Below are 12009 nucleotides of genomic sequence, written 5' to 3' on the forward strand. Positions count from 1 at the left end.
CTGCCCGGACCCGACGGACCGGATGCGCGGGTGTAGGGAGCTTCAACCGATGCAGATCAATCTCGTGGACCTCTCTCTGGTCCTTCTCCAGCAGATGTGCGTCTATCTGGTGGTGGCCTACCTCCTCAGCAGGACGAAGTTCTTCATTCCGCTGACGCATGTGACGATCCGGCCGCCGCACAAGCTGGCCTGCTACGTCATCTTCTCTGTGTTCTGCATGATGGGGGCCATCCTCGGCATGCCGGTGGTCCATGCCATCGCCAACACGCCGGCGATCGGCGCGGTGCTCGGCGGGCTTCTCGGCGGGCCGGTGGTCGGCGTCGCGGTGGGAATCACCGGGGGGCTGTACCGTTATTCGCTGGGCGGATCCTTCGCGCTCGCGGCCGCCCTCGGCATCGTCGTGCAAGGCCTGCTGGGCGGCCTGATGCACCGCCACCTCATCAGGAAAGGCAAGGTCCGCACCCTGTTCGATCCGGTCAAGGCCGGCGCCCTGACCTTCGTCGGGGTGGTGCTCGAACTGCTGATCGATCTCGCGGTGGCGCGGCCCTTCGGCCAGACGCTGGAGATCGTGCTGCTGATCGCGGTGCCGGAACTGATCGCCAATACGCTGGGTGCGGCGATGTTCATCGGCATCCTGCTCGACCGCCGGGCACTGATCGAACGGCAGTCCAGCCTGTTTTCCGCCAAGGCGCTGGCGATCGCCGCGCGGGCCGACGGCGTGCTGCGCCGGGGCTTCAACCAGGAAAACAGCATGACCGTCGCCCGGATCATCTATGAGGAGACCGGGGTGGGTGCCGTCGCCATCACCGACCGCGAGAAGATCCTCGCCTTCATCGGCATCGGCGACGACCATCACCTGCCCGGCACGCGGATTTCCTCGGCGAGCACGCTGGACGCCATCGCCAACAACGAAGTCATCTATGCCGATGGCAACGAGGTGGCCTATCAGTGCTCGATCAGCCCGACCTGTCCGCTGGGGGCGTCGCTGGTCATCCCGCTGGTCGGCGAGGACAGCCACGTCATCGGCACGATCAAGCTGTACGAGCCCAAGACCAAGCTGTTCTCCACCATCAACCGCACGCTCGGCGAGGGCATCGCCAAGCTTCTGTCGAGCCAGATCCTCGCCGGCCGCTACGAACAGCAGAAGGCGATGCTGGCGCAGGCGGAGATCAAGCTTCTGCATGCCCAGGTGAACCCGCATTTCCTGTTCAACGCGCTGAACACCATCGCCGCCGTCACCTGCGACGATCCGGAAAAGGCCCGCGACCTGATCGGCGACCTGTCCACCTTCTTCCGCATGAACCTGAAGCGCCCGAGCCAGATCGCACCGCTGGCCGAGGAGATCGAGCATGTGAACGCCTATCTGCAGATCGAACTCGCGCGCTTTTCCGACAGCCTGTCGGTGGACATCGACATCCCCGACAGCCTCGGCCGGGTGCGGCTGCCGGCCTTCACGCTCCAGCCGGTGGTGGAGAATTCGATCAAGCACGGCACGTCGCAGTTGCTCCGTCCCGGCCATGTTTCCATAAAGGCCCGGCAGGAGAACGAAGTTCTCGTCGTCGATGTCGAAGACAATGCCGGCCTGTACGAACCGAAACCGACAGGTCAGGGGCTCGGCATGAGCCTGGTCGACCGCCGCATCAAGAACTGTTTCGGCCCTTCATACGGTGTTACCGTTGCGTCCGAGCGGGACGTCTTCACCCGCATCACGATCCGGGTTCCTCTGGAGGCCGCTTCCAAATGATCAACGTGCTCATCGTCGATGACGAACCGCTGGCCCGCAAGGAACTTCGCCGCGTTCTTTCGAAGACCGACGACATCAACGTCATCGGGGAATGCAGCAACGCCATCGACGCCATCGGCGTGATCAACCGGGAAAAGCCGGACGTCGTGTTCCTGGACATCCAGATGCCGCGGGTGAGCGGCATCGAGATGCTGAGCATGCTCGACCATGAAAAGATGCCGCACATCGTCTTCCTGACGGCCTACGACGAGTTCGCGGTGCAGGCATTCGAGCAGCATGCCTTCGATTACCTGCTGAAGCCAGTCAATCAGGCCCGTCTCGACAAGACGCTGCAGCGCCTTCGCCGCGACCGCGAACCGCAGAAGATCGACCAGCTTCCGGGCGCCAACCAGCTGCGCCAGATCCCCTGCTTCGGGCAGCACCATGTGCAGCTGGTGCGCATGGAGGATGTCGAGCATGTGGCGTCCGGCGTCAGCGGCGTCTATGTGGTCTCCACCGACGGAACCGAACGGCCGACGGAACTTCCCCTCCACATCCTTCAGGACCGCACGCCGCTGCTGCGCTGCCATCGTCAGTATCTGGTCAACACCGACTGCATCGAGAAGATCAACTTCCTGGAAAACGGCCTTGCGGAAATCAGCACGAAACGCGGGCAGGTCATCCCCGTGAGCCGGCGCTTCTTCCCGCAGATCAAGGAGCGGCTCGGGATCCTGTGACCGGGAAACCTCAGGGCAGCTGCACCGCCGACCGCCATTGCCGCAGGAAAGTCCCGCGCTTGAGCGGGTCGAGGAAGACCAGCAGTGCCGCGCTGAGTGCTATCGGCTGCAGGGGCGCCACGGTGCTGGAGCGCAGGCCGGCGGCCGACGCCTCTCGGGTGACCGAGGAGGAGAGGGCGTAAAGGGCGGAGCGGTCGGCGACCACTTCCTGCCCGCGGGTGGACAGCAGGTAATCGATGAACAGGCCGGCCAGCCGGGGGCGCGGCGCCGATTTCGGGATCACCGCCACGCGCGAGATGACCAGCGTGTAGTCCTCCGGCATCACGATGCCGATGGGGGCGCCGGCCGCCACCCGCGCCCGCGCGTAGGACCCCAGGACATTGTAGGCGATCAGTGCTTCGCCCCGCTCCACCATGTCGAGAAGGTCGGCGCTGCAGCAGGCCGTCCGCACCTGGGCATTGCCCATCAGCGCCACCAGTTGCCAATATTGGCTGAACAGAAGCGCGTCGTGCGAGGCCAGGAGATAGCCGATGCCGCTGATGGTGACGTCGTAGGTGGCGACCAGCCGGCCGTAATGGGCGCGATCGTCGCGCAGCAGCCGGATCAGCGCGTCGCGGGTGCGCGGCACCCGGTCTTCGGCCAGGCGGTTGCGGTCATAGGCGATCACTGCCGGCTCGAAGGTGAAGCCGAAGGCTTCGTTCCGCCAGTTGGCCCAGCCCGGCAGGAACTGGCTGTCGGCCGGGATATGGGGCTGGGTGTGGCCGTCATTCACCAGCTTGACCTGCAGGTCGGCGGCGGAGCTGATCAGCAGGTCCGGCTTGTCCGTCTCGGCATCCTTGACCGCCCGGGCGTACAGCTCGGACGTGCCGACGTCGACATACTCCACCGTGACGTCCGGATGCGCGCGCTGGAAGTCGAGGACCAGCGGCTCCATCGCCTGCCGGTCGGTCGCCGCGTGGATGCGCAGCCGATCACGCGCCGTGCCGGGGGCCGGATAGGTGATGGTCTGCGTCGTTGCTGGGGTCGCCGTTTGCGCTGCCGTCTGCGCGGGTGACCACAGCGCGGTCAATGCCGCGAAGGCCACGGCCAGCAATGCAGCCCGGCCGACGGACGGGCCGGCGACGGGATCGGACCCGGTGGCGGCGGTGATGCCGGCGAGCGCGCTGGGGAAGTCGATCCGCGCTACCAGCCCGCCGCCCGGACGGTCGAGCAGCGACAGGGCGGCGCCGTGCGCCTCGACCACGGAATGGACGATGGCCAGCCCCAGCCCGCTGCCGGCGACCCCGGCCGCCGAACTGCCGCGTCCGAAGCGGGTCAGCACCTTCGTCTTTTCCGCGTCCGGGATGCCGGGACCGCGGTCGGCCACCTCGATGCGCAGGCCACGGTCGCCGGGCCGGCGGGCCAGGGACACGTCGATGGCGCCGCCATACTCTTCATGTTTTACCGCGCCAGCGTATTTTACCGCATTGTCCACGAGGTTGGTCAGCGCCTCGCGCAGGCTGATGGCGTCGCCGGGGACCAGGCCCGGTTCCGCCGCGGGGTCGACCTCCAGCCGGATCGGCGTCTCTCCGGCGACGGGGCGGGCCCGCTGGATCACCTGTTCCAACAGGGCACCGATGTCCACGTCCTCCGGATTCAGCGCCTCGCTGCGGTGCATCACCATGGCGTGGTTCAGAAGCTGGCTGGTGAGCTGGCTTGCCTCCACGGCGTTGCGGTGGACGCGCTGGGCGATGCGGCGCATGGCGGCGGGATCGTCCTCGTCCGCCGCAAGTTCGGCCTGCAGGCGCAGGCTGGCGAGCGGCGTGCGGATCTGGTGGGCGGCATCGGCCAGGAAGGTCTGCATGGTGTCCAGGTTCGACTTCAGCCGCTCCATCAGCTGGTTGATCGCGTGGACCAGCTGCGACACCTCCTGCGGCGGCGGCATGGCGATGGGGGAGAGGTCGCGGGCGTGGCGGTCGCGCAGCGCGCGCTCCAGCGAGCCGAGCGGAGCCAGCGCCTGCCGGATGCCGAACCACACCAGCACGGCCACGGCCAGCATGGCGAAGACGATGGGCAGGAAGGCATTGGCGAGGATGTCGCGCGCCAGCGCCTGCCGTTCCTCCCGCGTCTGGGCGACGGCGATGGTCACCCAGCCGGCAAGGCCCGGCTGCGCCACGAAGCGGTCGAGCGTGGCGACGCGCACGCGCGCTTCGCGATAGGTGGCGTCGGCAAATTGCGGGCGGACGCTGGCGCCCGACTTGGCGGTCACCGGCAGGTCGTCGTATCCCGTGACCGGCGATCCGTCCGGCGCGACGATGCGGTAGAAGAGACGGTCGCGCCCGCCGCCCTGCTCCTCTCCACCCTGGGCCAGGATGCTGAGCGAGGAATAGGGCAGATCGACCAGGAACTGCCCGTCCTGCACGCGCACCGTGTCGGCGATCGACAGGGCGGACGCCGCCAGCAGACGGTCGAAGGCGGCGTCGGCGGCGCGCCGGGCATAGGCGTCGACGAACAGGAACAGGCAGCCGGTCAGCACCGCCAGAACGCCGAGCAGCCGGATGAACAGACGGCGGCGCAGCGAATAGGTTCCCTCACTCCCCGTTGCGGATTTCCGCCACATATCCCAGCCCCCGAACCGTGCGGATCTCCATCGACGATCCCTGCATCTTGCGCCGCAGGCGCGAGACGTACAACTCGATGGCGTTCAGCGCGGTGGGCTGGTCCAGGCTGAACAGGCGGTCCATCAGGTCCTCCTTCGACATAACGGCGCCGAGATGGCCAAGGAACAGCTCCAGCAGCCGGAACTCGCGTCCGCCCAGTTCCACCGGCTTGCCGTCGACCTGCACCAGCTTGGCCGCGGCGTCGAACAGGATGTTGCCGAATTCGGTGCGCGACGACGCCATGCCGTGGGAGCGGCGCAGCAGCGCCCGGCAACGTGCCTCCAGCTCGCGCAGGTCGAAGGGCTTGACGATGAAGTCGTCGGCGCCGAGGTCGAGCAGGTCGATCTTCACGTCCACCTGGGACCGGGCGGTCATCATCAGAACCGGGGTGGCGTTGCGGCGTCGGCGCAGCTGGCCCAGCAGCGCCTGCCCGTCGATGCCCGGCAGCATGATGTCGAGAAGGACGAGCTGGTAGGGCTCCCGGCGCAGCAGCTCCTCCGCCTCGTGGCCGTCGGCGACCCAATCCACCGCATAGCCCAGCTTGCGCAGGCGGTGGACGATGGCGTCGGCCAGATCCTCGGTGTCTTCGACGACGAGAATGCGCATGGGCTGCCCCTCCGGTCTGGACCTGTCCGATGCCTCAATGGGCCATCAGGATCGGCAGGGTAGGCGGCTCGCGCAGGATGTCGAGCGTCACGCCGCCCCACACGCGCTCGCGGACGCGGCTGTGACCGTAGCCGCCCATCACCAGCAGGTCGCAGCCCAGCGCCTGGGCGTTCTCCAGCAGTGCCCGGCTGACGCCGGAGGATACGGCGATGCGCTGGACGGTGGCGACGATGCCGTGCAGGGCGAGATAGCCGGTCAGGCGGTCGGGATCGGCCGAGCGGGTGTCCGGCGGCGTGTCGGTGGACAGCACGACGACCTTGCCGGCCCGGTGCAGGAAGGGGATGGCGGTGGCGACCGCGCGGGCCGCCGCCGCACCGCCGTCCCAGGCGACCGCCACCGTGTCGCCGAGCGCCGCCGGCTCCGCCTTCGGCGCCAGCAGAAGCGGCCGGCCGGAGCCGAACAGAGCCGCCTCGATCACCGGGCCCATCGCATTGGTGCCATCGGATGCCTGGGCGATCACGGTGAGGTCGGCCAATCGCGCCTCTTCCGACACGGTTTCCGCCAGCGGGCCGGTCGCCTGCTGCCAGGAGGCGGTGACGCCGCCGTGACGGCCGCGGAATTCGTCGAACAGCTGGTGGGCGGCGTCCACCACCTCCGCCTGTTCGGCCTGTCCGATGCGGATCAGCTGCTCCACCAGCGCCTTGGGGATGGCGGCACTTTCGATGGAGGTGCGGATTTCCACCTGCGGCATGACGCTGAGCCCCTCCACATGGGCGGCGAAGCGTTCGGCGACCAGGAAGGCGGAGGCGACGGCGCGGCGGTCCAGCGGACGGCCGGTGAGGGGAACGAGAACCTTCTTCATGGCGTGTTCTCCGTACAGGGACCGGCTTGCGGAATCCAGGCGGTTTCCGGATTCCAGGCTGGGAGGGGCGAGCCGGAAAGAGTGGGCGATCAGACCGCGGAGGTCTTGCCGGCATGGTCGGACGCGGCGGTCCGGCTGCGGCGGCGCATCACCAGCGGACCGACCACCAGCAGCACGGCGATGGCGAGCAGCGCGGCGGAGATCGGATGGGTGATGAAGACGGTGGCGTCGCCCTGGCTGATGGCCAGCGCGCGGCGGAACTGCTGTTCGGCCAGCGGACCCAGGATCAGCCCGACGACGCAGGGCGCCACCGGCACGTTCAGCACCCGCATGCCGAAGCCGACCAGCCCGATCACCCACAGGATGACCAGATCGACCACATTGTTGTTCAGCGTGTAGGCGCCCAGGGTGGAGAACACCAGGATGCCGGCATAGAGCCAGGGCCGCGGGATGACCAGCAGCTTCACCCACATCCCCACCAGCGGCAGGTTCAGCAGAAGCAGCAGGACATTGCCGACATAGAGGCTGGCGATCATGCCCCAGACCAGTTCCGGGTTGCTGTCGAACAGCGTCGGGCCGGGCTGCAGGCCGTATTGCTGGAAGGCGGCCAGCATGATCGCGGCGGTGGCCGAGGTCGGCAGGCCGAGCGACAGCAGCGGCGCCAGCACGCCGGCGGCGGACGCGTTGTTGGCGGCTTCCGGCCCGGCCACCGCCTCGATGGCGCCGTGGCCGAACTCCTCCGGCTTCTTCGACAGACGCTTTTCGACCAGATAGGACAGGAAGGTCGGGATCTCGCTGCCGCCGGCCGGCAGGGTGCCGATGGGGAAGCCCAGCAGGGTGCCGCGTAGCCACGGCTTCCAGGAGCGCGACCAGTCCTCCCGGCTCATCCATTTGGAGCCCTTCAGCGCGTAGATCTCCTCCCGTTCGAAGCGGAAGCGGGAGGCGACGTAGAGCGTCTCGCCCACCGCGAACAGCCCGACCGCGACGACGACGGTGTCGATGCCGTCCAGCAGCTCCGGCACGCCGAAGGCCAGCCGCGCCTGGCCGGTCTGCATGTCGATGCCGACCAGCCCTAAAGCCAGCCCGAGGAACAGGCTGCCCAGCCCGCGCGCCAGCGAATTGCCCAGCACCGCGGTGACGGTGGTCAGCGCCAGCACCATCAGGGCGAAATACTCGGCCGGGCCGAACAGCAGCGCCATCTTCACCATCAGCGGCGCCACGAAGGTCAGCGCCGCGGTGGCGATGGTGCCGGCGATGAAGGAACCGATGGCGGCGGTGGCGAGCGCCTGGGCGCCGCGGCCCTGGCGGGCCATGGCGTGGCCGTCGATGGCGGTGACGATGCTGCCCGACTCGCCCGGCGCGTTCAGCAGGATCGAGGTGGTCGAGCCGCCATACATGGCGCCGTAATAGATGCCGGCGAACATGATGAAGGCGGAGGTCGGCTCCAGATGGTAGGTGACCGGCAACAGCAGCGCCACGGTGAGCGCCGGGCCGATGCCGGGCAGGACGCCGACCGCCGTGCCCACGGTGACCCCGATGGCCGACCACAGCAGGTTGTAGGGCGTCAGTGCCACGAGGAAGCCGTGGCCGAGCGCGGCGAGGGTGTCCATGGATGCGTTTCCTTCCCGAAAGGACGCTTATTCGGCCGGCAGGAACCACTCGCCGACGGTGCCGATCGGCAGGTTCAGGTCGAGGCCGTAGTTGAAGACCGCGAAGGTCCCGCCGGCGAGCACGAGCCCGAACACGGCGTTCAGCAGATAGCGGCGATTGCCGAAGGCGCGCGCCACCGCGACGAACAGCATGGCGGCGGCCGGAATCCAGCCGAGATATTCGATGAGCAGGAACTGGGCGGCCAGTCCGGCCGCGACCAGCACCACCGCCCGCAGGTCCAGCTCCAGCCCGCCTTCATGCGCGATGTGCCCGGCGAAGGCCTCGCGCAGCAGCGACAGGGCGACCAGCATCAGGCCGGCCGAGATCAGGTAGGGGAACAGGGCAGGGCCGACGACGCCGCGGCCGGCGGACGGTGTCAGCATGGTCTCCACGGCGATCAGCGCGCCCAGGGCGAACAGGCCGCCGCCGAGCAAGGCTTCGCCGATCCGCAAACTGCGGCCAGTGGTCATCGCATCCTCCCCTTTTCCATGCAGTGGCCGATGGGCGCCCCCCGGTTTGCGGGCGCCCGCGACGGAGCCGCCGTTACTTGGTGACGCCGATGTCCTTCAGCGTCCCTTCGATGCGGGCGCGGTCTTCCTTCAGGAAGGCGGCGAACTGGTCGGCCGGCTGGTACTGGTCGATCCAGCCGCGCTGCTTCAGGATGTCCTGCCATTCGGGGCTGGCGACCGCCTTGGCCACGGCCTCCTGAAGCTCCTTCATCTCGGCCGGCTTGGCGTTGGCCTGGGCGAAGATGCCGCGCCAGTTGACGAATTCCAGGTCGACGCCCTGTTCCTTCAGAGTCGGGGTGTCGGTGCCGGGAAGGCGCTGCGGCGCGGAAACGGCGATGGCGCGCAGCTTTCCGGCCTGGAACTGCGGTGCGAACTCGTTGTAGCCGCCCATGCCCAGCGTCACATGGCCGCCCAGCGCCGAGGCCAGCAGCTCGCCGCCGCCGGCGGTGGCGACATAGTTGACCTTGGCCGGGTCGATGCCGACCGTCTTGGCGATCAGCCCGGCGAGGATCTGGTCGCTGCCGCCGGCCGAACCGCCGCCCCACGACACCGAACCGGGGTCGGCCTTGAACTTCTGCAGCAGGTCGCCGAAGGACTTGATGGGCGAATCTGCCGGCACGACGATGGCGGTGTATTCGCCGGTCAGCCGGGCCAGCGGCGCCACCTGGTCCAGCGTGACCGCCGACTTGTTGGTGACGATGGCGCCGAGCATGATTTGGCCGCCGACGAGAATGGCGGGGTTGCGCTTCTTGGCGGTGACGAATTGCGCCAGTCCGATGGTGCCGCCGGCACCGGGGATGTTGGAGACCTGGACGCCGGAGGCCAGCTTCTGGTTCTGCAGCACCTGCTGGAGCGTGCGCGCATGCTGGTCCCAGCCGCCGCCGGGGCTGGCCGGGGCGATGATTTCCAGCCCCTTCAGCTCGGCCAGCGACGGAGTGGCGGTGACGGTGCCGGCGATCAGGGCGGCGGCGGTGAACAGGCCCTTGAACAGGGTGGCGCGACGGGTGCCCATGGGGTTCCTCCTGGTGATGTTTTTTGTGGAAAGGCGGGTTACTTGAAGCCCTATTTGACGAGCCCGAGGTCGGTCAGCACGGCGCCGATCCGGCTGCGCTCCTCCTTGAGGAAGGCGGCGAAGCGGTCGGCCGGCAGGTAGAGGTCGATCCAGCCGCGCTCCTTGGCGATCTGCTTCCATTCGTCGGTCTTGACCATCGCGCCGACGGCTTCGTCCATCGCCTTCAACTCGTCCGCCTTCAGGGTCCCCGGCGCCATCACGGCGCGCCAGTTCACCAGTTCAACGTCGACGCCCTGTTCCTTGAAGGTCGGGATGTCGATTCCGGGCACGCGCTGCGGCGCAGAGATGGCGAGCGCCCGCAGCTTTCCGGCCTGGAGCTGCGAGGCCATCTCGTTGTAGCCGCCGGTGGCGACGGTGATGTGGCCGCCCAGGATCGACGCCATCATCTCGCCGCCGGCCCCGGCCGCGATGTAGTTCATCTTGCCGACGTCGCCGCCCACCGCCTTGACGATCAGGCCATAGAGGATGTGGTCGGGGCTGCCGACGGCGAAGCCGCCCCAGGACACCGAACCGGGATCGGCCTTGAATTTCCGGATCAGGTCGTCGAGCGTCTTGATCGGCGAATCCGCCGCGACGACGATCGGCTGGTATTCGCCGGTCAGGCGGCCCAGCGGCGTCACCTGATCCAGCGTCACCGGCGACTTGTTGATCAGGATCGCGCCGATCATGCCGAGGCCGCTGATCATCATGCCGGGATTGCGCTTCTTCGACGTGACGAACTGGCTGAGCCCGATGGTGCCGCCGGCGCCGGGGATGTTGACCACCTGGACGCCGGACGCCAGCTTGTGGTTCTGCATCACCTGCTGCATCGCGCGGGCATGCTGGTCGTAACCGCCGCCGGGATTGGCCGGGGCGATGATCTCCACCGACTTCAGTTCGGCCGAAGCCGGGGCGGTGAAGGACGCGGTGCCGAACGCCACGGCCGCGGCGAATGCCAGCTTGGCGGAAATGCCGAATTTCATGATGAACCCTCCCGACTGATTCCGTCCCCGATCGGACTTATCGTTTATCGCCTTGTCGATTGCCCCGACCGGACGGCTGCGCCGCCCCTGCGCCGGGCTGTCCGGGCCGCCGCTCCGGAAACGGCATGTCCGGGAGCAGAATCGATCCGCCGGCGCCCGCGCCGTGCGCGGCGCCATGGAACGCGGGTTTGCGGTCTTCTTCCGGTGGCCGTGCAGGCTGGTCCGCCATGACGTTTCTCCCAGAGCGATCATTCGTGTTGGTGATTATTTATCAGACGAACCTGTCGTGAACCTGTCAGCCTTCGAGGGGATAGGCGAAATATCCGGGGCGGCGACAATCGGCTGAGCATGCCGGACCGGGTTCCATCCTGTCGCGCGTCGGCGACGGCAAGCAGGCCTGTCGAGTCGTTCACCGGCGCACTGCGGTATTCGATGCAGCGGAGCCGGTCGAATCCCTTTGTTGACTCGCCATGACCTCCGAGCCATGCAATTGGTCATACAGTCAAGCCGGAGTGTCTGTTCGAAGGTGGTGCTTGTTATCCTTTGATCGACAGGGTGCGATAGTGGGTAGTCACCGCCAGCCCATTCGGTCCCACTCCGGAAGGCGAAAAGTTACTCTGCGAGTTCAATTCGCCCACTCTCCCCTTTTGCGCCATAGCCCCTGCGAACCATCACAGGTTTCATTAGAGGTGGATTGGCAATCCTGTCGCGAAACGACAACGAGGGGGAGGCGATGGCCGAGCGGTTCACGAAATCAGCGGCACGCAACATCTTCTATGGCGGATCGCTCTTCTTCCTGGTCACCTTCGTCGCCCTGACGATCCACAGCCACTACTACATACGAACGTCCAGCACGGACGAGGCGACGCTGTCGGACAGCGTGGCCCGCGGCAAGCACGTCTGGGAAAAGAACGCCTGCATCAATTGCCATTCGATTCTCGGCGAGGGCGCCTATTTCGCGCCGGAACTCGGCAATGTCTGGGTCCGCTACGGCGGGCGCGACGACGCCGAGAGTGCGCGCGCGGCGCTGATCGCCTGGATGCAGTCGCAGCCCAGCGGGGTCGAGGGGCGCCGGCAGATGCCGCAGTTCAATCTCACCGACCAGGAGCTCAACGACCTCGTCGATTTCCTCGAATGGACCAGCCGCATCGACACGCAAGGCTGGCCGCCGAACAACGCGGGCTGAAGGGGAGGGTCGCGGCATGAAATACGAAACCCAGCGCATCGCCTACTGGTACTTCGCCTGCGC

Annotated in this window: 10 protein-coding genes; 3 read left to right on the forward strand and 7 right to left on the reverse strand. The window is 67.5% G+C overall.

Features of this window, described 5'->3' with window-relative positions; translation table 11 throughout:
• The first annotated feature begins 49 nt into the window (after positions 1-49).
• Positions 50-1744, forward strand: a complete 1695-nt coding sequence (locus VD964_RS19355; RefSeq protein WP_324870149.1) for a sensor histidine kinase — start codon at positions 50-52, stop codon at positions 1742-1744.
• Entirely contained in the window at positions 1741-2460 is a 720-nt protein-coding gene (btsR, locus tag VD964_RS19360; protein ID WP_310115732.1) for a two-component system response regulator BtsR, read from the forward strand. The genes VD964_RS19355 and btsR overlap by 4 nt, the downstream gene beginning before the upstream one ends.
• A 10-nt stretch (positions 2461-2470) precedes the next feature.
• On the opposite strand, the gene VD964_RS19365 is transcribed toward btsR, so the two are convergent.
• From VD964_RS19365 to VD964_RS19395, 7 genes are all read right to left on the reverse strand, one after another.
• Positions 2471-5059, reverse strand: a complete 2589-nt coding sequence (locus VD964_RS19365; protein WP_324870150.1) for an extracellular solute-binding protein — start codon at positions 5057-5059, stop codon at positions 2471-2473.
• A complete protein-coding gene (locus tag VD964_RS19370) occupies positions 5031-5705 on the reverse strand; it encodes a response regulator transcription factor (RefSeq protein ID WP_324870151.1) in 675 nt (224 codons plus the stop codon). The genes VD964_RS19365 and VD964_RS19370 overlap by 29 nt, the downstream gene beginning before the upstream one ends.
• Positions 5706-5739: 34 nt before the next feature.
• Positions 5740-6567, reverse strand: a complete 828-nt coding sequence (locus VD964_RS19375; protein ID WP_324870152.1) for a universal stress protein — start codon at positions 6565-6567, stop codon at positions 5740-5742.
• An 89-nt stretch (positions 6568-6656) separates the two neighbouring features.
• A complete protein-coding gene (locus VD964_RS19380) occupies positions 6657-8177 on the reverse strand; it encodes a tripartite tricarboxylate transporter permease (RefSeq protein WP_324870153.1) in 1521 nt (506 codons plus the stop codon).
• A gap of 27 nt (positions 8178-8204) precedes the next feature.
• Positions 8205-8687 carry a tripartite tricarboxylate transporter TctB family protein gene (locus tag VD964_RS19385; protein WP_324870154.1) on the reverse strand — a complete coding sequence of 161 codons (483 nt, stop codon included), beginning with the start codon at positions 8685-8687 and terminating at the stop codon, positions 8205-8207.
• A gap of 73 nt (positions 8688-8760) precedes the next feature.
• On the reverse strand, positions 8761-9738 hold the full coding sequence (locus tag VD964_RS19390) for a Bug family tripartite tricarboxylate transporter substrate binding protein (protein ID WP_324870155.1): 978 nt from the start codon (positions 9736-9738) through the stop codon (positions 8761-8763).
• Positions 9739-9788: 50 nt separating this feature from the next.
• Complete coding sequence (locus tag VD964_RS19395; RefSeq protein WP_324870156.1) at positions 9789-10760, reverse strand: Bug family tripartite tricarboxylate transporter substrate binding protein; 972 nt, start codon at positions 10758-10760, stop codon at positions 9789-9791.
• A gap of 733 nt (positions 10761-11493) precedes the next feature.
• Between VD964_RS19395 and VD964_RS19400 the strand changes: the two genes are divergently transcribed.
• A complete protein-coding gene (locus VD964_RS19400) occupies positions 11494-11946 on the forward strand; it encodes a c-type cytochrome (RefSeq protein WP_252142242.1) in 453 nt (150 codons plus the stop codon).
• The last annotated feature ends 63 nt before the right edge of the window (positions 11947-12009 follow it).

It is taken from the genome of Azospirillum sp. (assembly GCF_035628975.1).
Lineage (GTDB): Bacteria > Pseudomonadota > Alphaproteobacteria > Azospirillales > Azospirillaceae > Azospirillum.

Excerpts from the sequence above, each read along its gene's own strand:
- VD964_RS19355 (WP_324870149.1), top strand. The coding sequence starts at position 50 with ATGCAGATCAATCTCGTGGACCTCTCTCTGGTCCTTCTCCAGCAGATG.
- btsR (WP_310115732.1), top strand. The coding sequence starts at position 1,741 with ATGATCAACGTGCTCATCGTCGATGACGAACCGCTGGCCCGCAAGGAA.
- VD964_RS19365 (WP_324870150.1), bottom strand. The coding sequence starts at position 5,059 with ATGTGGCGGAAATCCGCAACGGGGAGTGAGGGAACCTATTCGCTGCGC.
- VD964_RS19370 (WP_324870151.1), bottom strand. The coding sequence starts at position 5,705 with ATGCGCATTCTCGTCGTCGAAGACACCGAGGATCTGGCCGACGCCATC.
- VD964_RS19375 (WP_324870152.1), bottom strand. The coding sequence starts at position 6,567 with ATGAAGAAGGTTCTCGTTCCCCTCACCGGCCGTCCGCTGGACCGCCGC.
- VD964_RS19380 (WP_324870153.1), bottom strand. The coding sequence starts at position 8,177 with ATGGACACCCTCGCCGCGCTCGGCCACGGCTTCCTCGTGGCACTGACG.
- VD964_RS19385 (WP_324870154.1), bottom strand. The coding sequence starts at position 8,687 with ATGACCACTGGCCGCAGTTTGCGGATCGGCGAAGCCTTGCTCGGCGGC.
- VD964_RS19390 (WP_324870155.1), bottom strand. The coding sequence starts at position 9,738 with ATGGGCACCCGTCGCGCCACCCTGTTCAAGGGCCTGTTCACCGCCGCC.
- VD964_RS19395 (WP_324870156.1), bottom strand. The coding sequence starts at position 10,760 with ATGAAATTCGGCATTTCCGCCAAGCTGGCATTCGCCGCGGCCGTGGCG.
- VD964_RS19400 (WP_252142242.1), top strand. The coding sequence starts at position 11,494 with ATGGCCGAGCGGTTCACGAAATCAGCGGCACGCAACATCTTCTATGGC.